A 22,792-nucleotide genomic window follows, 5' to 3' on the forward strand; every position below is an offset into this window, starting at 1 on the left:
ATGGCATGGCCAGGCGCGCACACCGTGTCCAGGTGACGGTCTCGATGCGGGTGATGAGCGCGGGGCAGGGCTACCGCTACCTGCTGCGGACCGTCGCCGCCGGCGACGGCGACCGCGACGTCACCGAACCGCTGACCCGGTACTACCAGGAGAAGGGCACCCCGCCCGGTCAGTGGGCCGGCTCCGGAGTTGCTGGCCTCCCGTCCGCGACGACCCGCGTCGGCGACGAGGTGACCGAGGAACAGCTCAAGCGCTTCCTCGGGGCGGGGCAGGACCCGAACAGCGGCGCGCAGCTGGGACGGCCGTACCGTTCCTTCGCCGGCATGCGAGACCGGGTGCGGGCGCGTGGCAGGAAACTGCCCGCAACACTGTCGGAGGAGGACCGCGCGGCCGCGCTGGTCGCGATCGAGAATGAGGAGAACGCCCGGCAGACCCGCCGCGCCGTCGCCGGATTCGACTTCACGGCCTCCGTTCCCAAGAGCGTGAGCACGCTGTGGGCGGTTGCCGACGCGGGCACCCAGGCGCTGATCGCGCAGGCGCACCATGACGCGGTCGGCGACGTCCTTCGCCTCGTCGAGGCGCGCGTCGCGATGACCCGGGTCGGAGCGCGCGGCCCGCGCGGAGCGGTGGCGCAGGTCGAGGTGCGGGGGGTGATCGCCGTCGCGTTCGATCACTACGACTCGCGCTCCTCCGACCCGCAGCTGCACACCCATGTCGTCATCGGGAACCGCGCGCAGGCCGCCCACGACGGGAAGTGGCGCAGCCTGGACGGCAGGCCCCTGCACGCGTCGGTCGTGGCACTGTCGGAGACCTACAACGCGCTCCTCGCCGACAAGCTCACGGCCATCCTCGGGGTGGGATGGGAATCGCGAGACCGCGGCCGAGATCGCAATCCGGGGTGGGAGATCAGCGGGATCCCGGAGGATCTCATGCGAGATTTCAGCACCCGCAGCCTCGACATCGACGAGCGGCACGAGCAGCTCCGTGCGGAGTTCGTGGAGGCGCACGGCCGGCAGCCGGGCCGTGTGCAGATCATCAAGCTGCGGCAGCAGGCCACCCTGGAGACCCGCCCCCTGAAGAACTCGCACTCCCTGCAGGAACTCACCGCGAGATGGCGGGAACGCGCGACAAAGACGCTGGGTACCGACGCCACCGGGTGGGCACGGCAGCTGATCGCCGCCCAAGAAGCGACGAGACTCCTGCATCGCGACGACCTATCGTCGGCGGACCTGGATGCCGCCGGTATCGAGGTGCTCGCCGGCGTCGGCGATCGTCGCTCGACGTGGCGACGCTGGAACCTCTGGGCGGAGGCGGCTCGGGTGACTCTCCCGTTGCGCTTCGCCACCGCCCAAGACCGCACCGCGATCCTGGACGAGATCGTGGACCGTGCCGAAAGCCGTTCCCTGCGGCTGACACCCCCAGAGCTCGCATCCAGCCCCACCCCGTTCCGACGCCCGGACGGCGGCAGCGTCTTCCGGGAGAAGGCCGGCACGATCTACTCCTCCACGGCGCTGCTGGCCGCCGAGGACACACTGCGCGAATGGGCCAGCGAGATGACCGGCCCCGCTCTCCCCGCGGATGTCATCCAACGATCCGCGCAGGCCCGAGCCTCAGCGCCGCTCTCCCGGGAGCAGCATGGGGCGATCGCTGCGATCGCGGCGTCCGGCCGGGTCCTCGATGTGCTGGTCGGCCCGGCCGGCACCGGGAAGACGACCACCCTCGGCGGGCTCCGGCGCGCGTGGGAAGCGCATCAGGGCGAGGGCACGGTCGCCGGCGTCGCACCGTCCTCCGTCGCTGCGGACGTGCTCGCTGAAGACCTCGGAATCCCCACGGACAACACGGCGAAATGGCTGCACGAGCACCGGCAGACGCCTGCGCGGATCGCCGAACGAGACCGTCTCCTCGAGTGGGTCGGCGCACTCAGCGCGCGACCGTGGATGGCCCGGAGCTGGCGTGGTCGCATCGCGACGATGTCCCCGGTCCTTGCGGACACGCTGGAGGAACGGACCCGGTGGGACTCGCCCAACCTCGCCCCCCGGCTCACCGCGGCCGCCAGACGCAGAATAAGGGTGCTTGATGACGGGATCCAGGCGTGGACCCTGCGACAGGGCGACCTGATGATCGTCGATGAGGCATCGCTTGTAGGCACCATGGCTCTGGAGGCGATCACCCGGCACGCCCGCGAGGTGGGTGCGAAGGTGCTGCTGGCAGGGGACTGGGCGCAGCTCTCGGCGATCGAGTCCGGCGGCGCGTTCGGGATGCTCGTCCGTGACCGCGCCGCGCCACCGGAACTGACGACCGTGCACCGGTTCGCACACGTCTGGGAGAAGGATGCCTCCCTCGGTTTGCGGATGGGGGACGTGGAGGTCCTGCCCACCTACGCGGCGCACGACCGGATCCACGGGGGCGACCTCGAGGACATGCTGGAGGCCGCGTATCGCGCCTGGCACGCCGACCGGGTCGCCGGCGTCACAACAGCCCTCATCGCCGAGACCGGCGACACCGTCTCCGCACTCAACGAGCGCGCCCGCGCTGACCGGATCCTCGCGGACGAGGTCTCCGCCGACGGCGTCACCCTCGCCGGCGGAAGCCAAGCCGGCCGTGGGGACGAGATCCTCACCCGCCGAAACGACCGCCGACTGCGCACCGGCAGATCCGGGTGGGTCAAGAACGGCGACCGATGGGTCGTGATGCGGCACCGCCGCGACGGCTCCCTCACCGTTCGGCGCGTAGGACGCTCTCATGGCGGTATCGTCACGCTGCCCAGCGACTATGTCGCCGAACACGTTGAGCTGGCCTACGCGATCACCGGGCACCGCGCACAGGGCATCACCCTGGACACCGGGCACTGCGTGGTGCACTCCAGCGCAATGACCCGAGAGACCTTCTATGTTTCCATGAGTCGGGGCCGCCAGCGCAACACCTGCTACGTCGCAACCGACCAGCCCCACCTGGAGGAACACCAGAAGCAGCCGGAAGAGATGACCGCGCTCGATGTGCTGGCAAGCGTCGTTCGCCACGTGGGCGCGGAGCGCTCCGCGCACGAGACGATCATCGACGAACAGGAAGCCGCCGGGTCCATCGCCCAGATCGCCAGCGAATACGAGACGATCGCACAGCGCGCACAACACGACCGGTGGATCGAACTCCTGCACCGGTGCAGCATCCCGGCCCCGGCGATCGCGCAGATGATCGACTCAGAATCATTCGGCGTGCTCACCTCGATCCTGTGGCGCGCCGAGGCCGCCGGCCAGGACATCGACGTGTTGCTCGCCGCAGCCATCAGGAGTCGGCCGCTGACCGGCTCCGAGGACGCCGGGGCGGTGCTGACATCTCGGCTCCGAGACGCCCTGCAGGAATCGGGCAACCCACGGGCGCGTGGACGGGGGTGGATCGTCGGAATGGTTCCCCAGGCAGTTGCCGGGGCGGACGCGGAGATGCGCCTCGCACTGCAAGAGCGAGAGTCGCTGATGCGGCGGCGTGGCCGCGCGCTGGTCGACCGGGCGCTCCGCAACCAGGAACGATGGATCCACGAATTGGGCTCCCCGCCCTACGACGTCCACTCGCGCCGCGCGTGGTTCACGCTGGCGGGGACGGTCGCTGCCTATCGAGACCGATACGGGATCGACGCACCAGACGCAATCGACAGTGGCGGGAGCGGGGACTGGACGCGGCTGTCCGACCGCGACCACGCCCGCGACGCCCGCGACCGGGCGCAACTCCTGGCCCGCGGATCCTCATCCACACCGGAGCCGGCCGCACCCGCGACCCGCGAGTCACCCGGCAGCGTCTGGTCGTGACCGACCTACACGCCTGCCGCTCCGGCAGGCGTCGGAGCAGGGGGAGTATCCTGGTCGCAGTGCGAGCAACCTGGACGCTTTGGTCCGGGTCTGGACTTACGGTCCGCGATGATGAAAGCCCCGCGTGGGCGTGGCGCACCGAACGCAACCGTGAGGTTGTCCGGGAGTCCCCATGTTCGTCATCGTTCTGGCCGCGACGGCGGTCGCCGTGAGAATCGTCACCGCGGTCCACCGTTTCACACCGAGCAACCTTGTGATCCGACGCGTCCTCACCCGCACGGGCTACCGCTGGGCGTTGCCGGTCGGCGCGGCCGGAGTCCTCGCCTACGGTGCGATCGCGCTACTGGCAGGGACGCTTGCCGCACAGGGCGGACCGAGCGTGTGGCATCTCGTGCTGCTCGTGGCGCTGTACAACGCGGCGAGATTCGCCGTGCTGGTCCCGGTCGCCACCGCTCGCCTCCTCGCGGCCCGCTGGCGAGAGTGCCGCGTCTCCCGGACGGGCGGCGCCGAGTCGACTGGTGAACTCGGCCCGACGACGGAACGCACCGCGAGCCCGCTGTCCGCTGCATAGACTCGCGTGGCGGGGCTAATCCCCGGAGTTGCCGGCGACGTGGCTGCGTTGGGCGATGTCGTCCCGCACGTGGGCGCGGAAGCTCTCCGTCCGGTTCGCGATGACCTCGTCGATGATCTCCGGCAGGGGCGCTTCACCCGGCCAGCTGGTCTGCCGGGTGCGGCGGTGCCGGTCGAGCTTGCACCCCGCGGTGGTCGTCCATTCCCGCAGGCGGTCCCGCGCCTCGGCATACTGCCGATGCCATGTCAGCGGGCCGTCCGCGTTGTGCTGCGGGTCGTAGTTCGTCAGCCATGCCCGCTGCAGCGCGGACAGTTCCCAGAGGAGCTCGGGGTGAAGATGCCAGCACGGCGGGATGATCCCGGCGGGGAGGCCGTATTCGTGCCGAAGCCAGTCCACCCAGCTGTCGAGGTCCTCCCATGCCTCCGCTGCCTCCTCGCCGGTGAGAGTCAGCCAGTTCACGGGACGGAACGCGGACCCCAGCAGGTCGCTGAGATCGGCATCCAGGTCGTCGAACCCGTCCAGCGGTGGTTGCCCCTTCGGCGGCCCCGCGCTCATCCGCGCGTCACCGGGTCCACCGCTCGCACGGGGCCTTCCTGCGCGTCCGAGATCGCCGGGTCGCGGGTGGCAGCAGGACGGTGCAGGATGCGGATGTGCCGGTTCTGTCCGTTGGGTCCGATGCTGGCGGCGATGAACTGGGAGCGCCCGGTCTCCTCGTCGGTGCGCAGCCTTCCCTCCGCGGTGAATCGGTCGCCTTTCCGGAGGTGTTCGTATCCGGTCTCGGCCGCGTGGCCGAACAGCACCATGTCCCCGTACTCGTACTCGCGTTCGCCAGTCGGGCCGGCGCCGAGCCGCTCCTGCCCGAATCGGAAGTACAGCCGCGCCCGCTCCAGAGTGTGCGAGAGCACCGGGTCGGAGACGACGAATCCGCTGATTCCGGTCGATGTGCGCAGAGACATGATTCTCACGGTCCTTCCATCGGGTGCACAGAGGAGGTGTGCGAGCCGAATCGCGGGTCCGCCGCCTCCGGGGACCCGATGGCGGCCTCGGTGGCGGCGCGATCGTGGTGGAGTTGCTTCGCGTCCGGTCGGGACATCCAGGGGCGCAGTGTGGCGACGATTGCGGGGACGGTGCGCAGCAGCACGACCCCGACCCCGGTTGGCAGGGTGCGCAGCACGCTGGGTGGCAGAATCCTGACCCGCCGGGTGGACCAGCTCACCGATCGTCCGCCGTGCCGGTCGCTGCTGACCGAATCCGTCGTCTCGTCGTGTTCTCCGATCAGCGCGGACACGTCCTCGAGGTCTCGCGGTGAGGAGGCCCCGCCGAGCAGGATCTTCACGATCGCGGCGTCCCAGATCGCCGCGGCCTGGTGCTCACCCCATTTGCTGCGCGCCTGGGCGAGGGACTGCAGCACCGGCATCGTGGTGATGCCGGTGCCGCCGCCGTCCGCCATCAACGTCGGCAGTGACGGCAGCGGTGCGAGGTTTCCGATCTCATCCAGGGCCAGCAGCAGCGGCGGGTCCAGCCGCGCGCCCGGGGATGCGGCGGCCCGTTTCCGGGCGACCTCGACGAGGTCCTCGATGAACGCCGCGACCAGCGGCGCGGCCGTTCCGGCGCTCGCGCCGGCCGCGAGGATGTACAGCGTGCCCCGCTCGTCGAGGAACCGGGCGGGGTCGAATTCGTCGCCGGCGCTGGGTGTGACCGTGTTCAGTACCCGGGGGTCGGCCAGGGCGGCGAACGCGAGCGCTACTCCCTGCCAGATGGAGTCGCGGGTGCGGGGATCGGACTGCAGCATCGAGTCCAGGCCATCCGCCCATCCCTGGGCGGCGGACGGGTGGGCCTGCAGGATGCGCACCGCGTCCTGGGCGGCGGCGGGGCTGAGCGCCCACGATTGCAGGTGCGACGCATCGCGGCCGTCGAGTGCGGCGGCGTGCAGCAGGCTCTGGATCGCAACTCTCGCCTTGCCCTCCCAGAAGTCGCCGTTCTCGACCCCGCCGAACCCGGTGGACGCGGCGAGCCCGCGTGCCCGGGTCATCGCGGTGAGCGGGTCCTGGCAGCCCCGCACGGGGGACCAGCGCAGACCGGAGGGCAGTCCGGGCGCGATCTGCTGCGGGTCGAACACGGCGACCGGCCCCTGGTGTCGACGGGCACGGAGGGTGGTGGTGAGGTTGTCGGGCCGGGTGGAGGTCGTGATCACTGCGCCGGGCGCGTCCAGGATGGCGTTGACGACGATGTTGACCCCCTTCCCGGACCGGGGCGGTCCGAGCACGAGGATCGAGTCTTCGACGCTGGCCCACAGCGGCAGGCCGCGGGCGTATCCGATGAGGTATCCGACGTCCCGGGGGCGTGGGTGCGTGAGCGACGGGCGCAGCGTGCGGCTCCGTGTGCGCAGCGCCTGCGCCGATGCGGCACCGGTGATGTCGTGCCGTGTTGCTGTTCCGATCATGCGGCGGGGATCTGATCGGGAGGTTGAACGCAGTAGCCGCCACGCGAGGTAGCAGGCGCCGGTCGCCACTGCCACCATGACGGCGACGATGACCCAGTACAGGACAGGACTCAGCGCGGGCACTCCGACCGCGCCACCAGGATGCCAGGGGGTGCGGATGATCGCCGCGGACGCCTCTATCCCTGCCGGGGGGTTGGGGAGCTGTTGGATCCAGCAGCACACGATGACCGCGAGGCGCAGCATCCCCGCGCCAGCGACCACGACTGCCACGGTCCCCAACGCCACGTTGGTGAGGGTCTCCCCGCCGGGCGCACTCCCCCCTGAGACCATCAGATGCTCCCCGGGTCGCGGACGACCGTGCCGGAGATCGCACCGTACAGCAGACTGACCTCTCCGTAGTGGGCGCCCGCGCTGGCATGCCCGTCAGCGTCTGCGCGGGTCGCGGACACGAGGCGGAGCAGCTGCACTTCCTCGCCGGGCAGGAATCCGCCGCCGTGCAGGAGAGGATCTCCGGGCACGTCGGTGTCGAACGACGTATTGATGTCCCCTGTGGGCGGATGAAGGATGTCGGAGTGGCGTGTGCCGTCGGGTTCGATGATCACGACGGATGTCGGTGCGCCTTCGGCCGAGACCAGCTCCGATAGGCGAGCGGGCAGCTCCGCGCGAGTGATGTACCCGCCGGGCACGGTGATGTTGTTTCTGCGCAGTACCCCGAGATCCGCCCCGAGCATGAACACCTCGAGCTCCGTTGGGGCTGGCGGTGAGCTGGGAACCGGAACGTAGCTGCGGCGTCGGCGCTTCATGGAGACTCCTGAGTGTTCGATGATGTGAAGAGGTCGGTCTGCCTGTTAGGGGCCGGTCATCCTGTTCGAGGTGTTGAAGGCCCGCATCTCCTCGGGGTGGAGGTGATGTTCGATGACGCGGGCGTGCCCCTTTATCCGCCACAGCCCCTGGCCGACTCCGAGTGTGGGCAGCAGTTGCCGTTCGGTCCTGGTCAGTCCGAGGGCGAGCGTCGTGGGGCCTACTTGATCGGCTCCCTGCCGGTAGATGATCTGGGTCTCCGTATTGGCGAGCAGGCTGGCGGCGACGGCGCGCATAGCCGACCCGGCGTCGCCGACGGTGTCCAGATCGGAGAGCTTGTGGAACAGCAGGGCGTTGGCGATGCCGAAGTGCCGTGCCAGTCGCCACTGCGCGTCCATGCGGCGCAGCAGCGCCGGTTGCGACATCAGCCGCCACGCTTCGTCGTAGATGACCCACCGATGGCCGCCCGCTGGGTCGAGAAGCGCCGCTTCCATCCATGCGCTGGCGCAGGTCATCAGCACCGAAACCAGTGCGTCGCTGTTCGCCACGCGTGACAGGTCCAGGGAGAGCATTGGCAGCGCAGGATCGAAGGTCACGGTGGAGGGGCCGTCGAAGATGCCTTGCAAGTCCCCGGAGACTAGGCGGCGTAGCGCGTGACCGACCATGCGTCCGTCATCGGCGAGACGTGCGTCCTGCTCGGGGCCAGGCTCGAGGATGCGGTCGACGATCATGGGCAGGATCGGCGTCTCGGCCTGCGCGACCACTTGGTTGAGGGCGCGGTCGATGACAGTGTGTTCGATCGGGGTAAGGGGACGGGTGAGCATGGTCTCGGCGAGCGCTCCGACCAGGTCGAGGCGGCGCGCGCCGACCATCGCTTCCCATTCGGGCTCTGAGATCCCGGCGGGGCGTGGACCGGAGTCAAGCGGGTTCAGGCGGGTTCGCAGCCCGTGGCCGAGGATGATGGCCTTCCCGCCGACGGCTTCGGCGATCGCCGAGTGCTCGCCCTTCGGGTCCCCGGGGACGTACACCTTTCGCCCGAACGGGATGCTGCGGGTGTACAGGGACTTGATCAGGGCGGACTTGCCGGCCCCGACGATCCCGGCGATCACCAGGTTCGGTGCTGTGATGACTCCGGCGGCATAGAGCACCCACGGGTCGTACACGAACGCTCCGCCCGAGTACAGGTCCCGGCCGACGTACACCCCTGCCGTGGGCAGGTTGCCTTCGGCGAGAAAGGGGTAGACGCCCCGGACTCGCGCTGAGGTGTCCTGGTGGGCCGGTATCCGAAGCGGGCGCCACATCCGCAGCGACCGCGGTGCCGCTTGGCCGCCGCGCGGCGGGACGTCGTCCTGCAGGTCGGTGTCTGCGCGTTCCGCTCGGACACTGACGGGGGTGCGTGTGCTGGCGGGTGACTTCAATGTGTCGCCTTTCGTCGAGCGGAGTTGCTTGGTCGTGTCTTCGCTGTTCGCGCGGGGGTTGCTGGCTAGAGACCACGGCAGAAGGGCAGGGCGGCGGCAGTGAACGCCTGCGCCTGCTGTCCCGCAAGACGCCGCAGTTCGCAGGAGGACTGCAGCGCTGCTTGCTCGACCGCCGCGCAGGCGGCCTCGAGCTCTTCGCGGGAACCGCTGGAGACCGCGACCAGGCCGGTGTAGCGCAGGGCCCCATGCCCTTCGATGAGCTCCGCCTCCTGCTGCAGCGTGTCGGCGTACTCGGCAGTCGCGGCGGCGTCCTCGAGCTGTCCGATACGCGCGCGCTGCGCGGAGTCGGCCAAGTGACCGGTCTTGCGCTTGCGGATCTGCCGGGCAGCGACGTGCGCGGGGATCGGGTCGACCAGCAGAGTGAAGCTGCGCCGTACCCCGCTTGTCAGAATCAGCGGGCCGAGGAACCCGGGGTAGGTCTGGGCGCGAGGCCACTCGGAGATCCAGTACACCGCGTGATAGGCCGAGTCACTGCGGAAGTGGTCCCACTCCTCGTCGATCGCGAGCGGTCCGGCCGTGGCCAGGTCACGGCCTACAGGATGCTGATCCAGCACTACGGTCGCGGCGGGGTCGTACGCGGCCCGGATGATCTCGGCCACCTCGCCAGGGGTGCACCATCGCCCTGGCTGCAGGTCGGCGGCGCGCAGACCGGTGCTCAGCGCCGACATCTCCTGACGTAGCACCGTCGCTGCCCCCTTCAGTCCGCCGCCGGCGCCACGGACCGCCCGCGCGGCTGTGCGAAGGTCGATTGCCAGGGAGATCGTCGCGACGTGTCGTTCTCCGGTGGGGCCGGCGTCGGCCATCAGGTCGCGATACACGCCGGCGACCCAGGAGCCGTCGTCGACACCGTGCTCTGCCCACCACGCGGCAAGCCCTGACCCGGTGTCGGGCACCGTGCGCTCCAGGACCTGGAGGTGGGCGATCCTGGGGGATCGGCACAGGCCTGCGAGCACCCGTCCCCAGCCGCGGACCCGACGTTCCTGATCGGCAGGGTCCAGCAGCACGAAGCTCGGATACGAGATGGTCAGCGTCGCGGTCAGGGTCGACGCGTAAGGGTCGTGGATCATCGCGCACCCTGTTACCTGATCCTGAATGTGCCGGAGCCGTGCTCCGTCTCCGGGCAGCGACAGCTGGCCCAGTCGGCTCGGCCGGGTGATCTGTCGACGGAATCGGGTCTGACCGGCGGCGCGTCGAAGCGCCCAATGTGCGACGGTGGGCGCCCATTCGACGGCTGGGCGGCCCGCGATCGGCGCGTACGCCAGACCCAGCGCCAGTCCCCAGACCGGTGAGGTCCAGGCCACCCCGGCACCCCCGGCAACATACAGGGCAGCCAGCAAAACCACCCCGCCGGTCGCCAGCACCACCACCTGCCCGGCCGACAGCCCCAGGATCACGCTGCGCTTGCGCAACCGGGACATGCTCACGGGGGAGAGCACCGACGTCTGCTCGCTCACCGAAGCTCCTCCCGTGGCCTATACACCGCGCACGTCCGCGCGAGGTGGCGGCGGGACGGGAGCGGACGGACGATCGGCGGCATCCGCGTGCCCCGTCGCATCCGCTCCGACGTGGGCGCCGACGGAGCGGCCCGCATCTGCGGTCGCTCGCGCCACTCCGATCGCGGCCGCCGCGCCCGCCCCGATCGGACCCGCGGCTGCTCCCGCCCCGCCTGCGGCGCCGGCGCCCCCCGTCGCGCCCGCGCCGCCCGACGCGGGCGCTGTGCCGGGCGCCGCCGAGCCGCCGCTCTGCGCCGCTCCCCCGCCGCGCGCCGGGGGAGTCCCCGCACCCCCGACGGGAGCCCCTTCCGTCGGCGCCGCTGGTCGCGGCGCCGGCGCCGGAGACTCACTCGACCCCCGCTGCGGCAGCGTCTGCGGCAGGTGCGGGATCGGGATCGGCCGGTTCACCGCCTGCTTTGCCTCCTGCTCCGTGGCTGTAGCCGTATACAGGTCAAAGCCGACGAAGGCGACCAACTTGTAGACCAGGTAGGGGGCGAACCCCGCAATGAGCATCAACACGATTCCCGAGACGGGTTCGGCCAGAGAGGCGAGATCGAGATCGATCGGGGCGCCCATCTGCCCGACCGCGACGAGGAAGACGACCGTCATGACCAGCTTGGAGAAGATCAGCGCGACGACGAACAGCGCCCATTTGGACACCCATCCGCGGGTGAACTCCCACGCGCCGCCCGCCAGCGCCAGCGGCGCCAGGACGATCGCAACCAGCAGCAGGCTCTTGCGGATCAGCAGCGAGAACCACACGATCCCTGCCGCTGCGATCGCCATGGCAGCCAGGAAGATCGTCACGATGATCGCCGCCCCGGGGGCGGGGATGCTGAGGGTGCCAAGCCCTGCCAACAGCAAAGCGATTCGCCCGCCCATCTCCTCGATGGTGTGGCCGCTGGCCTGGATGATCCCGATGCTGAGCTGGTCGACGATCTCCAGCAGCGTCGCCGTTACCGTTAGGACGAGGAAGCTGCCCAGCACGGACTTCGCCAAACCCAGCGCGGCGCGTGCCAGCGCGCCCGGTTCTCGTCGCACCAGCCCCGTGATGAGCTGGAAGAGGAAGAAGATGATCATCACCAGCACGGCGATACCGAACAGGATGTTGTAGATGCGGACATAGTGCGGTGCGGTGACGTCAACCAGAGTCGTCGTGTCGAACAGCGTCCAGACGGCCTCGAACATCCAGGCCGCCGCGGCGCCGGTGGCGGCGGCCACCCACGCGAACGTGCCCTCGATGACCGACCCGCCCACGGCTCCCGCCGCCGCTGTCGCCGCATCGCAGACGGCAGAGATGACGGGGGCATCACAGACAGACATCCGGCAGGTCCTCCGTCCACGCTCAGATCGCCTGGCCGACGTTCCAGGCGAACGTGACGAACGTCACCGAGGCGCCCGTCACCAGCGCGGCAATGCAGGCGACGAGCACGCCGGTCTTGCCCCGCGAGGCGAGGTGCGGATTCGAGCTGAACGAGCCGAGCCCCCACACGATCGCCGCGCAGATCAGCGCCAGCACCGACAGCACGAGCCCGATCGTCATAACCGCCCCGACGATCGTCCGCAGCTGAGCGATGCCCGGCAGGCCGCTGTCATTCGGGGTGACACCGATATCGGCAGGCACAGCCAGCAGGATCGGCAGGAGGAGATCAGGCAACACCATGCTCCCTCAGAGACGTCATGAAGGAACGCGAACGCGTCCCACCAGCCCAGTGGGAACGCCCATCCCTATCCGACGTGCGCCGAACGCAGGAGGAGGCACCCCGATTCGAGGCGTCCGCTGCATTGCGAGGCCTGGCGCACGCGACCCGCGACATCCTGCAGCCCGGCGAGACCTACGCCGTGACCGGGGATCTGCTGGGGCGGGTACGGTCGCTGCAGCAGGTGCTTGATCAGCTCGTCGCAATCCACGCCCGCTTCCGCGCCACCGCTCATGACGACACGGGCGATCATCTCGCCGGGGCGCAGGCGGCGCTCGCCACCGCCGACGAGCTGCGACGGGCGGGAATCCTGCTGGGCGAGGTGCAATCCCGGCTGGATTCCGCATCTCAGCACTCTGTCCGCATCGCCTGGCACGAAGTCCCCGCAGATCCGACGCCTCCACCGGCGCGGCGCCTGGTCAGAGTGGTGTTCCTCGATGGCGGGAAGGCTGAGGAGGTCCTGGACCTGATCAGCCACGCGGGCACGGATGCAGCCATTGAAGAGTTTGCAGGGTATGACCGTGGCGCGCAGACCACCGAGGCGGCCTCGCTGAGGGGCACATCTACCGACGCGCCGCGTCGCGGACAACTCGAACGCTCCGCGACGAACGGCGCTTACACACTGACCTACAACCCCTTCCGTAGCCATGTCTCGCTCCTGCGCGAGCAGGACGACCCCGCCGGCCGCTCCCTGGCCGAGAGTGGCGCGCCCGAGGAACCGCAGCAGGGACCTGCGCGTGCCAAGAGTGGACTGAGATCCCGCCCCGGCAGGCAAGAGGTCGTGGGCATGGACCCGTTCACCGATCCGCTGCGCACACCGTTCGGGCCAGGGCGGGGGATGTCGTTCTGACCGTAGCGGGAGGCCAGCTGCGCACCAGAATGTCGGTCGGCGCGGATGGTGAACGGCCGGCACCGTCCCGGGCAGGCAGGAGCTGCGCCCGCCCAGCATCGCGCAGGCGCCCCCCTTTGTCGCGAGTCAGGGACGCGCCGCGATTGCCTGCGCAGTAACGCCGCGCAGGACACGATCGGACTCGACGACCGCGATCTCCACGACATCGCGCGATGGCGCGTCGCTTGCGAGCCACTCCGCGAGGAACGTCGCAGGAATCAGCAACGGCATGCGGTCGTGCACGCTCAAGAGCATGTCCGGTGCGGGACGCATCACGATGGAGTAGCAGGTGAACGCTGTGCCGTCTGCAGTGCGCCCCGGCTGCGTCACGGCGGCCATGGCGAGCAGCTCAAGGTCCGCGCCCTCGAATTGAAACCATTGCCGGCTTGGCTTCTGCATCTCGAACCAGGTGGTCGCCGGCACGACCGCACGCGCGGGAAGCGGTGCCGTTCGCTCCATGAGCCGCTCGGAGCGGGTGTTGATGGAGGGGAAATTCGCCGGCTGCCCCTTGACGAGGTATCCCCACCAGGCCAGTTCGACGGCGCGGTAGCCGTCGCGCTCCTGCACGATCGGATTCACGTTGCGCAGGTTCTTCCCGGTGGGAAGCAGCGTCTGCCCGCCATTGTGAACGGCCCAGGATCGCAGATTGTCGAGGAGCTCCACATCGCCGGCAAGGATGTCGTCGGCGTCCTTGAAGCGCGGGTCAAGCCCGTAGCTGGCGCACATGGTCCTAACCGTAGTTGCAGCCCGCCCACACCGCCGCAGCCGTCGACTGCTTCGCCGCTGTCCTCTTGTCGCGCGCTGCCGGAAGACTGTGCCGAGTTCATCCAACACACCGACAGAGGCATTTCTCATTGTATTTCATCCACCATTGCAATGGACATTTGTGCTGTCCTTTTCCCTGGTCGGGAGTAGGATCGGCACATGAGCACCACGACAGACTCGGACCAGCGGCCAGGCCTCCGCGCGTACGAAGACTCGATTCGGCTGCCGTTCGACCAGCTAGTGGCTCAGTTGCGCGAGATCCTCGGTGTGCGCCTGGTCGCGTACATCGGCGGCGTGAAGGCGGCGCGGTCGGTGTCGGCGTGGGCGGAGGGGCGTGGTGAGCCTAGCGAGCAGGACCGTGACCGGCTGCGCAGCGCGTATCACGCGGCCGCGTTGCTACGGGAGCGATTCGACGTGGTCACCGTGCAGTCGTGGTTCAAGGGAATGAACCCGATGCTGCGCGATGACGCCCCCGCGACGGTGCTGCGCGAGGGTGACGCGCTGGACGGCGCCCGCCGAGTGCTTGCCGCTGCGAAGCGGTTCGCCGTTCTCGGATGACCGCGCCGACACTGCAGATCACGCACGACCCAGGCATAGTGTGGCGTGTCGGATACGAACCCGATCCGTGGGAGTGGACCCCGTGGCGGTACGCCACCGCCCACGGTCTGTTCGACGGGCGCTGGGATGATCCGCGCGGGGAGTTCCGAAGCCTCTACACGACCGACAGCTTGCTGGGATGCTTTCTCGAGCTGCTCGCCCACTTCCGACCCCACGATGTGCTTCTGAGCGAGCTCGACGACATCGAAGATGACGGCACCATCTCCGCCTTCCCCGAGGCCGCGCCCGGCGAGGTCGGCTACGAGTGGCTCACCGGGCGAATCTACGGCTCCGCCCATCAGCGCGGCCGGTACTGCTTCATCACCCACTCACGCACTATTGCGACTCTCGCGCCGCAGTTCCCGTTCCCGGTCTACGGCATCGCGCCAGACCAGGTCGACGCCGCTCTGCTGAAGGACGCGAGTGCACGCGTCCTCACCCAGGCGATCGCTCGATGGATGTACGACCTGCCGGGAGAGGACCGCCGGGACCTCGTGGACGGCGTCGAGTTCCGCTCCCGGCACGGTGACGACATCCGCGTGTGGGCTGTCTTCGAACGTGCCGACGACGACGTCCACACCAGCCACCTGACATCCTTCAGCGACACCGAGCGTGTGGCGGCCGACACGCCCGATCTGCTCGACGCCTTCAGTCGACTCGGCCTGCGCTGGCACGATGTCTGACGCGACCTCGCCGCCTGCCCGTTTGGGTCTGCCGCACCGGTAGGTGACATCTGAGTTGGGTTGCCCGGGAGGGTGCCCTGGAAGGATGTCATCGTGCCCAAGCCCTATCCCTCGGAGTTCCGTGACGATGTCGTGCGCGTCGCTCGGGGCCGCGAGCCCGGAGTGACGATCGAGCAGATCGCGACTGACTTCGGGGTTCACCCGATGACCCTCACGAAGTGGTTGCGGCGTGCCGCGGTCGAAGAGGGCACAAAGCCGGGCGTGACCCGGTCCGAGGGTGCGGAGCTGCGGGAGGCGCGGAAGCGGATCCGGCTGCTGGAGCAAGAGGTCGAGGTGCTGCGGCGGGCGGCGGCGTATTTGTCGCAGGCGAACCTGCCGGGAAAAGGCTCTACCCGCTCGTGACCGAGCTCGCCGTCGACGGGATTCCCGTCGCGGTGACGTGCCGGGTGCTCAAGCTCGCTCGCCAGCCGTACTACCGATGGCTGGCAACCCCCATCACCGATGCTGAACTCGTTGCGGCGTATCGTGCAAACGCGTTGTTCGGCGCGCACCGCGACGACCCTGAGTTCGGCTACCGGTTCCTCCTCGACGAGGCCCGCGACGCGGGCGAGGTCATGGCGGAACGGACGGCATGGCGGATCTGCCGTGACAACGGTTGGTGGTCCGCGTTCGGGAAGCGTCGCCGTGGGAAGAGTCGGCGTCCTGGCCCGCCGGTCCACGATGATCTCGTGCGCCGGGAGTTCACCGCCGACGCGCCGAACCAGCTCTGGCTCAGCGACATTACAGAGCACAAGACCGGTGAAGGCAAGCTCTACCTCTGCGCCATCAAAGACGTGTTCAGCAACCGGATCGTGGGGTACTCGATCAGCGACCGGATGAAGGCTCGTCTCGCGGTCGACGCTGTCAACAGTGCCGTCGCGCGGCGCGGAAACGTCGCCGGCTGCGTGGTCCACACGGACAGAGGATCCCAGTTTCGCGCGAGGAAGATGGTCCGCGCTCTGCACCATCACGGGATGGTCGGATCAATGGGCCGAGTCGGCGCGGCGGGCGATAACGCGGCGATGGAATCGTTCTTCAGCCTGCTGCAGAAGAACGTCCTCAACCGACGCTCCTGGGCCACCCGCGACGAGCTCCGCATCGCCATCGTCACCTGGATCGAACGCACCTACCACCGACGCCGCCGACAGAAGCGGCTCCACGGCTTGACCCCGGTCGAGTACGAAGCAATCATGAACACCGACGTCGCCCTCGCGGCGTGACTATAACCCGTCACCTATCCGTGCGGCAGACCCTTTGGCTGGCAGCGGGCAGGAGCTTGTTGCCGGCTCATCCTGAGACCATCGACATGCGGCCGTCAGAAGGAAGCGCCCACCGAGATCAGATAGCTCACCCAGGCGTTCATCGCGCCGGCCAGAGCCGCCGCACCCACGCTGACCAGCACACCGGTGCGTGCTCGCATCATGCCTCGAACGTTCCCTGCCGAGTGGGTCAGCCCCCACCCTGCTGCGCAGATGACCAGCATCAGGCAGGACAGCACCAGAACGATGGTCAGGAGTGCGCCGGCTACATCCAGCAGCGCCTCCCGTCCGGCGAGAGCCCCGAGGTCGGGGTAGACGTCCAGCGGGCGCGGCACGGCGGCGGTCACCAACCGCACCGCGCGGTGCTCGATGATGCCCCCGAGTGTGCTGCCGCACCGTGCGCGGCCAGCCACGTGAGGGGATCGACAGTGCCCGCGGTCCAGCCATCGGGATGGATTTCCAGGTGCAGGTGTGCGCCCTTGGCGCGTCCCTCCGCACCGACATCGGCGATGTGGTCCCCGGCGCGGACGCGGTCTCCTGCCCGCACATGGATGCCCCAGTCCCACATGTGCAGGTAAGCGCTGGCTACCCGTTCGCCTGCCACGGTGTGCTCGATGACGATGATGTTGTTCCATCCCGCCAGGTATCCCGCGTGGATGACGAGCCCATCGGCGATGGCGACGATCGGCGTCCCCTCTGCTGCGCCCATGTCCGTGCCGTAGTGAAACCGTCGTTCGCCCGTGAACGGGTCGATTCGCAGCCCGTATGGGCTGCTGTCGTTGTAGCTCCCCTCGGCCAGGGGCATCACCACCCGGGCGGTCTCGGGAATGTCCGCGCGGGGATCAGCTGAGCTGGAAGCCGGCCGCGCGGTCCATTCCAGGGCCCGGTCGGTGACCGTCGTGACGTAGGAGCGCACTCCCGCGCTGACGTCCGGCCACCATCGCAGCGCCCCCGGCCCGGCGTTGTGGGCGAGCGCAAGCGCCTCCAGCTCGGTGAGCTGGGTCGCCGCAGGCCACTCCGGGTTCGCTTCTCGGAGCCGCCGCACCTGAGCAAGAAGACCGCACAGGTACCGCGCTCCGACCTCGGCGTGGATCATCGGTTCCCGCACGTCCCAGATTCCGTTGCCGTTGCGGTCCGCGCTCCACGGCGCCCCGTACGTCGCCGTCCACACACCGTTGTTGATCTGGAACAGTCCCCATGTGCCGCCGTTGACGTCGTCCGCGTAAGCGTTCGGGTCGAAGCTCGACTCCTGGGCCATCACCGCGGCGAACCATGCCTCGGGGATGTCGCTGCACGTCGTGGCCGCCAGATGCACCCAGCGGCGGGCCTGCTCCGGAACCGGGGCGTCCGGGGAGAGTGCACCGGGTCCGGGACCCGGTGCGCAGCCGGCCAGGGACAGCGCGATGGCGGTGGCGATTCCCGTCACCGCGACCCCGGGCAGCACCAGCAGCGCGACGAGCAGGAGCCCAAGGATCTTCTTCATAGGGCCACTCAGGGCAGCGGATCGTTCAGCCGCGACACACGAAGGGCGACGCACGGTCCGCCTTCTGGCGGGCAGGCCATGAAGATCGTGAACGACACCGTGTGCTCCGACCGGACATCCGCGCCGAACGCGTAGCCGTCGCGAAGGCGGACACCCTCCACCGTGCGCGCGTCCACGCCGGAGGGGAGGCCTGTCTTGTCGACACCAGCCCATGTGGCGGGCGTGCGCACCCGCTGCACATGCAGTTCCTGCCGGGTATGGAACTCACGCAGCTGGTCCCACGCGTCTCCGGTGGGAAGGTAGCCTGCCAGGTCCGCCTCCAGCCCGGCGCGCTCATCGTCGGGAGGCCTTGCCTGGTCGAACACTCGCTGGACGGCCTGTTGTGGGCCGGCGTCGTGCATGCTGTCCCACCGGAAGAGTGCGTCGGCGACGCCGAGCGCCAACCGGTCAGCGGGTGACGTCGCAGCCGCCGGGCTCGCGGGTGTGTGGGAGGGATGCGGGGCGGTGGGCGCCGGCCCAGGCAGGCCCAGCCCGTACAAGCCGGCGGCGACGGCGGCGATCAGGCTCGCGGCCCCGACGGCGGCCACGATCAACACGAGGATGCGACGCCGCCGAATCGAGGCGCCGGACGTGGGCCGTGTGGTCATACGACCTAGGTGGGTCTGGGCATCCCGTTGCCCCGCGGACGCAAGAGCGTCGGCGTGGACTCGCCTCAGCTCGCCTCAGCTTCGTGTCGCGGTGCCGGCGGACTTGTGGGGGCGTGGGCGGTGCCCTCGAGGACGGTTGCGGTGAAGATGGTGACCAGGTCACGGAACGCGGTGAGCCGTTGGCGGTCCTCGACGGTGAGCACCGGTGAGAGCGATGCCGCATCGATCCGGTCGAGGTGAGAGCTGTGGTCCTCGATCATGGCGAGAAGGCGTTCGCGGGCGAACCGGGAACGCGACTGGGGGTCCACATCCGCCCATCCCGACCGCTGGCCTTCCTCCAGCCGGCGGATCGTCCTGCTCGCCTCCGAGAGCGCACTGGCACGGGGTGTCAGGGACCGCAGGGTGGCGTCGGCTTCCGCGCGCACCGGCGGCGGCGCTGTCGTGTCAGAGGCAAGCGCGCGCAGCGAGTGCGCTGCTTGCGCGGTGCGCACCTCGAGGTAGGGGCCGTGCACTTTGCTGTACCGGTCGATCTCCGCAAGCGCCTGCTCGGCTTGGGCACGCAGCCAGTCCGGGGTGGCCTTGCTTGTGGCCAGGGACTGCAGCTCGAGCACCTGCTCGTGCTGATGATAGGAGTTGCGGCCGGTGATCGTCCGCGAGGCCTTCTCGCGCGCCTTCCCCCGGCGCGGTGGTGGCGATTCGCCACCACCGCGGGACGCGGCTCGGGGCGCGCCGAAACGTGTCGCAGCTTGCCGGGCGCGCGCTTCAGCCGCCTCGAGCTCGCGCAACTCGGCGTACAGCGCAGCCTGTTCGGTGGGAGTGAGGTCCTTGCGCTGCTCGAACGATGCCTTCAGGGCGAGAACGTGGCTGAGCTTGTCGGAGACTCCGCGGGCGATCCAGCAGGGAACCGTGGCATGGCCCAGGGCTGTGGCGGCGGCCAGACGGCGGGCACCGAAGACGAGGACGAAGTCCGCGGTCACGGTCAGCGGCTCCAGGATCCCTCGTTCGCGGATCGACTCCTGCAGGCTGCTCAGATCGCCGAGATCGTGGCGTGCCTGGTATCCCCGCACGATGCGCGAGGGGGCGACGTCGGCGAAGCCGGTGTCGGTCACGGCTGGCTTCCGGGCAGGGTTTGCTGGGCGAGGCTACGTAGGCGCTCATCGCCGAGCAGTTCTGCGAGCGTCTCGCCGGACAGCACCCGGACCAGCAGACCCGGCCGGGCCGGGGATGCCGCGGTGGCCTTGGCCCCCACGAGCAGCCGTACCATGGCCGCCCACTCGGGTTTGGACAACTGAAGGAACTGCCGGAACGCATGATCGCGCCGTAGCACGTCGACGGCGGACTCCTGGGAGCCGAGATCGGAGATCCGCTGGCAGACATACTCTGCCGCCCCCACCGCCCCCAGCGCCGGCCACCCGGCGACAGCGAGGTACGCGGCCGCGCACTGCACGATCCCGTCGATCCGGTCGCTGACCTCCCCGCCGTCATCCTCCGTCCCCTCCATCAGCGTCTCGTCGTCCCCGGCGCGGACCGGCACCGTGTTGGGATGGTTCTTCAGGCGCCTAGCCCGCTCCGGGCTCTGCAGATGACGTTCCCCCTGCGTCTCGGCCATCAGGTTTCGAGCGACGGCTTTCCGCACGACTGCCCACGGGCTGTCCGCGTTGAGGATGCCCGGCTCCCGCATCGCGAGGAACGCGGCATATGCCGCATCCTCGGGGGGACGATGCCACGACCTCGCCAGACTGGCGAACCGCGCCTGTGCATAGGAGAGCAGCTCGGTGGCGATCGGAAGCGTGCGCCACCCAACGGGGCCGGCCGCGTGGATGGTCTGCAACGCCCCACGGACCGCGTCCGCGGACGCGAACGGCTCCTCCGCCCGATGCTCCCGCCCGGCCGCGCTCGGCTCGATCCTCGTCAGGCTCATTGTCCGACACCAGGCCGCTTGATGGTCATGCCCTCGGGGCGCTCAAGGTCGCCGGCTCCGTTCAGACGGGCGCGACGGTCGGCGAGTCGCTGACGCAGCCGGTCGGTCGCCTCGATCCGTCCCTGCATCAATGCCGCACGCAGGCGCCTGTCCAGGTCCACACCGTTGCGGGCGAGCATCCCGGCCATCCGCGTTCCCAGTTCCGTCGGGCGAACCCATTCCACCCACACGCCTTCCCGGGTCCGGGCGCCCCTTGCGGGGCGCCCGCCCGCCCGCCAGTCTCGCCGCCTGTCATGCCGCGGTCGCTCGATGTCCTCACCGATGGTCTCGGTCTCGCTCATCCGGTATCACCGTCCCTTCGCCCGCACCGTCCGCGCCGGGCCCGGCCGCTGCTGCCTCTACTAGGTACGGAATCGGCATCGATGGGGACCGCGGCTAAGCCAATTTCGCCGGGTTTCGCAGCAGCGCCTGAAGACGCTGCTGATCGGGGCTTTTCCACTCGGGTGAGACGGGGATTCCACCGCACCGCCCATAGCGAATCCACGAGGCGAGCCCTCAATTCCACACGCGCTTCTACCGTCCCCGAGCAGTCTCGAGACCACCTCAACGAGATGGGAGCTCGCATGTCACAAGTGCGACGCCGTATCACCCCTTTGACCGCCCAGCTGGACCGGGAATGGGAGCAGCACTACTCGCGCGAATGCATCGACCTCGGCGCTCTCGGCTCTGGCACCGGAGACGAGTGGATGACGCTGATGCGCGCCGGCTCGGCCGACCGGCAGGACGCAGTCCTGCGCGCTCTGCTCGAGCACGCCGCCCAGGGCAGTCCTGAAGCGGAGCGGGTGCTGTTGGCGATGATGATGCCGAAGGTCATCGCGTTCTCCCGCACCACTGTGCGCAGTGTTGCCGGCGCCGATGCCGTCGCGGTCGCGATCGGAGCCGCTTGGGAGGTGATCCGCACCTTCCGCGTCACACCCGGCATGCACCACGTCCGCGGTTCGCTCGTGCTGGCTATCCTGCGCACGATTCTCGCCGCTGAGCCACCGGCCCGGGAGATCCCCTTCGACCCGGCCCTGCTTCCGCATCCGCTCGAAAGCCCCACCCCTGAATGGATCGACCCGGGCGCACGGGTGGAGGCTGTGCTGGAGTGGGCAGTTGCAGCCGGAGTCCTGGACCCCGACCAAGCCCGCCTCATCGTGCGTATCGACGTGCTCGGGGAGGGGTACCGGGAGCTCGCCAGCGAGATGTCCGTCGACTACGACACCCTCCGCAAACGGGCATTCCGGGCCCGCCGCCGGCTTACCGCCGCCGCCTGCGGTGAGGGGTTGGGAATCAACATCGCGGCCGCTGACCTCGTACCTGGGTGGCACCAAGCCCGTGCAACAAACCGACACAACGTTGACTGAGCGCAGTCGGACACTAAGAATCGCCGCAGGCAGACGTTCCCCATGCGGGATATGCAGTCGCATTTCCCGCGACTGGCGTGAGCCTCTTGTTCCCGCCCTGCCGACGCGTCTAGCTGGACGGGTAAGCAGGAGGCACCAATGACACAGGCAACCGGCCTAACGGACCGAATTCCTCCACTTGCCCAACCGGACCGGTCCGCGCCGGCGCCGGTGCGGACCCGGCGCCGCGCGCCGGTGATCGCGGCCGGCGTCGTCCTTGTCGTGGTGGGCACGCTCACCTCCGTCGTGCTGCTGACCTCGGCGGGCAACTCCGTGACGGTCTTCATCACCGGAAGCGAGGTGCTCCGAGGGGAACCAATCGACTCGTCGATGCTCCGGGAGATGCAGATCGGCAGAGACCAGTCGCTGGATGTCTTCACGATCGACGACGCGTCCCGCGTCGTGGGACGGTACGCAAGCGTCGACCTGCCGGCGGGAAGCCTGCTGACCACCGCGAACACGGCGGAGGAGGTCGGCGTGCCCACGGGCCAGTCCCTGGTCGGCGTGCCGCTCGGTCCCGGACAGATGCCGGCGAGCCGCATCGTCGCCGGTGACCACGTCCGCCTTGTCGCCACGCAGCTGCTGGACGCGAGTGGCCGCCCGACCTCCGACGCCAACGCACTCCCGGTCGAGGCGATCGTTGCCGCCGTCGCCGCCGACGACACCGGCACTCTCACTATCGTCGACGTGCTGGTGCCTACCACGGCCGCGGCGTCCCTCGCCAGCCGCGCGGCGGCGGGAACGCTCGCGCTCGTCCTGGACCCGGTGGGGTGATGCA

The 22,792-nt window shown here is 69.4% G+C and carries 23 protein-coding genes; 8 read left to right on the forward strand and 15 right to left on the reverse strand.

The window, feature by feature from the left end:
* The first annotated feature begins 5 nt into the window (after positions 1-5).
* Both mobF and AB2L57_RS01515 read left to right on the forward strand, forming a co-directional pair.
* Positions 6-3,800, forward strand: coding sequence for a MobF family relaxase (gene mobF / locus AB2L57_RS01510; protein WP_146048052.1), 3,795 nt, complete (start codon positions 6-8; stop codon positions 3,798-3,800).
* A 172-nt stretch (positions 3,801-3,972) separates the two neighbouring features.
* Positions 3,973-4,371: a hypothetical protein gene (locus AB2L57_RS01515; RefSeq protein WP_100812202.1), complete on the forward strand. Its 399-nt coding sequence runs from the start codon at positions 3,973-3,975 to the stop codon at positions 4,369-4,371.
* 15 nt (positions 4,372-4,386) lie between these two features.
* Here the strand turns inward: AB2L57_RS01515 and AB2L57_RS01520 are convergent, their stop codons facing one another.
* The 8 genes from AB2L57_RS01520 to AB2L57_RS01555 are packed head-to-tail and all read right to left on the reverse strand — an operon-like array spanning position 4,387 to position 12,243.
* Positions 4,387-4,926, reverse strand: a complete 540-nt coding sequence (locus AB2L57_RS01520; protein ID WP_100812201.1) for a hypothetical protein — start codon at positions 4,924-4,926, stop codon at positions 4,387-4,389.
* Positions 4,923-5,327, reverse strand: coding sequence for a hypothetical protein (locus AB2L57_RS01525; RefSeq protein WP_100812200.1), 405 nt, complete (start codon positions 5,325-5,327; stop codon positions 4,923-4,925). The genes AB2L57_RS01520 and AB2L57_RS01525 overlap by 4 nt, the downstream gene beginning before the upstream one ends.
* Positions 5,328-5,332: 5 nt before the next feature.
* Positions 5,333-7,144 (reverse strand): type IV secretory system conjugative DNA transfer family protein, encoded by a 1,812-nt coding sequence (locus AB2L57_RS01530; protein ID WP_409047903.1) that lies wholly within the window; start codon positions 7,142-7,144, stop codon positions 5,333-5,335.
* The gene (locus AB2L57_RS01535; RefSeq protein ID WP_146048051.1) at positions 7,144-7,617 is read right to left on the reverse strand and encodes a hypothetical protein; all 474 of its coding nucleotides are present in this window, start codon (positions 7,615-7,617) and stop codon (positions 7,144-7,146) included. Before AB2L57_RS01535 ends, AB2L57_RS01530 begins: the two co-directional genes overlap by 1 nt.
* A gap of 45 nt (positions 7,618-7,662) precedes the next feature.
* The gene (locus tag AB2L57_RS01540; protein ID WP_374935780.1) at positions 7,663-9,114 is read right to left on the reverse strand and encodes an ATP-binding protein; all 1,452 of its coding nucleotides are present in this window, start codon (positions 9,112-9,114) and stop codon (positions 7,663-7,665) included.
* Positions 9,099-10,511 carry an SCO6880 family protein gene (locus AB2L57_RS01545; protein WP_100812408.1) on the reverse strand — a complete coding sequence of 471 codons (1,413 nt, stop codon included), beginning with the start codon at positions 10,509-10,511 and terminating at the stop codon, positions 9,099-9,101. Before AB2L57_RS01545 ends, AB2L57_RS01540 begins: the two co-directional genes overlap by 16 nt.
* A 54-nt stretch (positions 10,512-10,565) precedes the next feature.
* The gene (locus tag AB2L57_RS01550; protein ID WP_103663369.1) at positions 10,566-11,909 is read right to left on the reverse strand and encodes a conjugal transfer protein TrbL; all 1,344 of its coding nucleotides are present in this window, start codon (positions 11,907-11,909) and stop codon (positions 10,566-10,568) included.
* A 22-nt stretch (positions 11,910-11,931) separates the two neighbouring features.
* Complete coding sequence (locus AB2L57_RS01555) at positions 11,932-12,243, reverse strand: DUF6112 family protein (protein WP_100812197.1); 312 nt, start codon at positions 12,241-12,243, stop codon at positions 11,932-11,934.
* Between the two features lie 80 nt (positions 12,244-12,323).
* On the opposite strand from AB2L57_RS01555, the gene AB2L57_RS01560 reads away from it, so the two are divergent.
* On the forward strand, positions 12,324-13,136 hold the full coding sequence (locus AB2L57_RS01560; protein ID WP_409047904.1) for a hypothetical protein: 813 nt from the start codon (positions 12,324-12,326) through the stop codon (positions 13,134-13,136).
* Positions 13,137-13,262: 126 nt separating this feature from the next.
* Here the strand turns inward: AB2L57_RS01560 and AB2L57_RS01565 are convergent, their stop codons facing one another.
* Positions 13,263-13,901, reverse strand: coding sequence for an SOS response-associated peptidase family protein (locus AB2L57_RS01565; RefSeq protein ID WP_100812159.1), 639 nt, complete (start codon positions 13,899-13,901; stop codon positions 13,263-13,265).
* Between the two features lie 198 nt (positions 13,902-14,099).
* Between AB2L57_RS01565 and AB2L57_RS01570 the strand changes: the two genes are divergently transcribed.
* From AB2L57_RS01570 to AB2L57_RS01580, 3 genes are all read left to right on the forward strand, one after another.
* A complete protein-coding gene (locus tag AB2L57_RS01570; protein ID WP_198519601.1) occupies positions 14,100-14,498 on the forward strand; it encodes a hypothetical protein in 399 nt (132 codons plus the stop codon).
* Complete coding sequence (locus AB2L57_RS01575) at positions 14,495-15,220, forward strand: hypothetical protein (RefSeq protein ID WP_100812158.1); 726 nt, start codon at positions 14,495-14,497, stop codon at positions 15,218-15,220. Before AB2L57_RS01570 ends, AB2L57_RS01575 begins: the two co-directional genes overlap by 4 nt.
* A 93-nt stretch (positions 15,221-15,313) precedes the next feature.
* A protein-coding gene (locus tag AB2L57_RS01580; protein WP_100812122.1) for an IS3 family transposase occupies positions 15,314-16,479 on the forward strand; the annotation gives its coding sequence in 2 pieces (ribosomal slippage) (positions 15,314-15,598 and positions 15,601-16,479; 1,164 coding nt in all).
* Between the two features lie 95 nt (positions 16,480-16,574).
* Here AB2L57_RS01580 and AB2L57_RS01585 read toward each other — a convergent pair.
* The 6 genes from AB2L57_RS01585 to AB2L57_RS01610 form a co-directional block, all read right to left on the reverse strand.
* Positions 16,575-16,865, reverse strand: coding sequence for a DUF6112 family protein (locus AB2L57_RS01585; protein ID WP_258034439.1), 291 nt, complete (start codon positions 16,863-16,865; stop codon positions 16,575-16,577).
* Entirely contained in the window at positions 16,862-18,001 is a 1,140-nt protein-coding gene (locus tag AB2L57_RS01590; RefSeq protein ID WP_181003453.1) for a M23 family metallopeptidase, read from the reverse strand. Before AB2L57_RS01590 ends, AB2L57_RS01585 begins: the two co-directional genes overlap by 4 nt.
* A gap of 8 nt (positions 18,002-18,009) precedes the next feature.
* On the reverse strand, positions 18,010-18,648 hold the full coding sequence (locus tag AB2L57_RS01595) for a hypothetical protein (protein WP_181003452.1): 639 nt from the start codon (positions 18,646-18,648) through the stop codon (positions 18,010-18,012).
* A gap of 65 nt (positions 18,649-18,713) precedes the next feature.
* The gene (locus tag AB2L57_RS01600; protein ID WP_100812155.1) at positions 18,714-19,757 is read right to left on the reverse strand and encodes a ParB N-terminal domain-containing protein; all 1,044 of its coding nucleotides are present in this window, start codon (positions 19,755-19,757) and stop codon (positions 18,714-18,716) included.
* Positions 19,754-20,569: a hypothetical protein gene (locus AB2L57_RS01605; RefSeq protein WP_100812154.1), complete on the reverse strand. Its 816-nt coding sequence runs from the start codon at positions 20,567-20,569 to the stop codon at positions 19,754-19,756. Before AB2L57_RS01605 ends, AB2L57_RS01600 begins: the two co-directional genes overlap by 4 nt.
* Positions 20,566-20,910 (reverse strand): hypothetical protein, encoded by a 345-nt coding sequence (locus tag AB2L57_RS01610; RefSeq protein ID WP_198519600.1) that lies wholly within the window; start codon positions 20,908-20,910, stop codon positions 20,566-20,568. Before AB2L57_RS01610 ends, AB2L57_RS01605 begins: the two co-directional genes overlap by 4 nt.
* A gap of 312 nt (positions 20,911-21,222) precedes the next feature.
* Here AB2L57_RS01610 and AB2L57_RS01615 point away from each other — a divergent pair, with 312 nt between their 5' ends.
* Both AB2L57_RS01615 and AB2L57_RS01620 read left to right on the forward strand, forming a co-directional pair.
* Complete coding sequence (locus AB2L57_RS01615) at positions 21,223-21,975, forward strand: sigma factor-like helix-turn-helix DNA-binding protein (RefSeq protein ID WP_409047905.1); 753 nt, start codon at positions 21,223-21,225, stop codon at positions 21,973-21,975.
* A 210-nt stretch (positions 21,976-22,185) separates the two neighbouring features.
* Positions 22,186-22,788, forward strand: a complete 603-nt coding sequence (locus tag AB2L57_RS01620; protein WP_146048049.1) for an SAF domain-containing protein — start codon at positions 22,186-22,188, stop codon at positions 22,786-22,788.
* The last annotated feature ends 4 nt before the right edge of the window (positions 22,789-22,792 follow it).

The sequence above is a fragment of the Microbacterium sp. HA-8 genome (assembly GCF_046111165.1).
Classification (GTDB): Bacteria; Actinomycetota; Actinomycetes; order Actinomycetales; family Microbacteriaceae; genus Microbacterium.

What these genes read in the sequence shown, in the direction of transcription:
- mobF (WP_146048052.1), top strand. Translation starts at nt 6, where the DNA reads ATGGCCAGGCGCGCACACCGTGTCCAGGTGACGGTCTCGATGCGGGTG.
- AB2L57_RS01515 (WP_100812202.1), top strand. Translation starts at nt 3,973, where the DNA reads ATGTTCGTCATCGTTCTGGCCGCGACGGCGGTCGCCGTGAGAATCGTC.
- AB2L57_RS01520 (WP_100812201.1), bottom strand. Translation starts at nt 4,926, where the DNA reads ATGAGCGCGGGGCCGCCGAAGGGGCAACCACCGCTGGACGGGTTCGAC.
- AB2L57_RS01525 (WP_100812200.1), bottom strand. Translation starts at nt 5,327, where the DNA reads ATGTCTCTGCGCACATCGACCGGAATCAGCGGATTCGTCGTCTCCGAC.
- AB2L57_RS01530 (WP_409047903.1), bottom strand. Translation starts at nt 7,144, where the DNA reads ATGGTCTCAGGGGGGAGTGCGCCCGGCGGGGAGACCCTCACCAACGTG.
- AB2L57_RS01535 (WP_146048051.1), bottom strand. Translation starts at nt 7,617, where the DNA reads ATGAAGCGCCGACGCCGCAGCTACGTTCCGGTTCCCAGCTCACCGCCA.
- AB2L57_RS01545 (WP_100812408.1), bottom strand. Translation starts at nt 10,511, where the DNA reads ATGTCCCGGTTGCGCAAGCGCAGCGTGATCCTGGGGCTGTCGGCCGGG.
- AB2L57_RS01550 (WP_103663369.1), bottom strand. Translation starts at nt 11,909, where the DNA reads ATGTCTGTCTGTGATGCCCCCGTCATCTCTGCCGTCTGCGATGCGGCG.
- AB2L57_RS01565 (WP_100812159.1), bottom strand. Translation starts at nt 13,901, where the DNA reads ATGTGCGCCAGCTACGGGCTTGACCCGCGCTTCAAGGACGCCGACGAC.
- AB2L57_RS01570 (WP_198519601.1), top strand. Translation starts at nt 14,100, where the DNA reads ATGAGCACCACGACAGACTCGGACCAGCGGCCAGGCCTCCGCGCGTAC.
- AB2L57_RS01575 (WP_100812158.1), top strand. Translation starts at nt 14,495, where the DNA reads ATGACCGCGCCGACACTGCAGATCACGCACGACCCAGGCATAGTGTGG.
- AB2L57_RS01590 (WP_181003453.1), bottom strand. Translation starts at nt 18,001, where the DNA reads ATGAAGAAGATCCTTGGGCTCCTGCTCGTCGCGCTGCTGGTGCTGCCC.
- AB2L57_RS01595 (WP_181003452.1), bottom strand. Translation starts at nt 18,648, where the DNA reads ATGACCACACGGCCCACGTCCGGCGCCTCGATTCGGCGGCGTCGCATC.
- AB2L57_RS01605 (WP_100812154.1), bottom strand. Translation starts at nt 20,569, where the DNA reads ATGAGCCTGACGAGGATCGAGCCGAGCGCGGCCGGGCGGGAGCATCGG.
- AB2L57_RS01610 (WP_198519600.1), bottom strand. Translation starts at nt 20,910, where the DNA reads ATGAGCGAGACCGAGACCATCGGTGAGGACATCGAGCGACCGCGGCAT.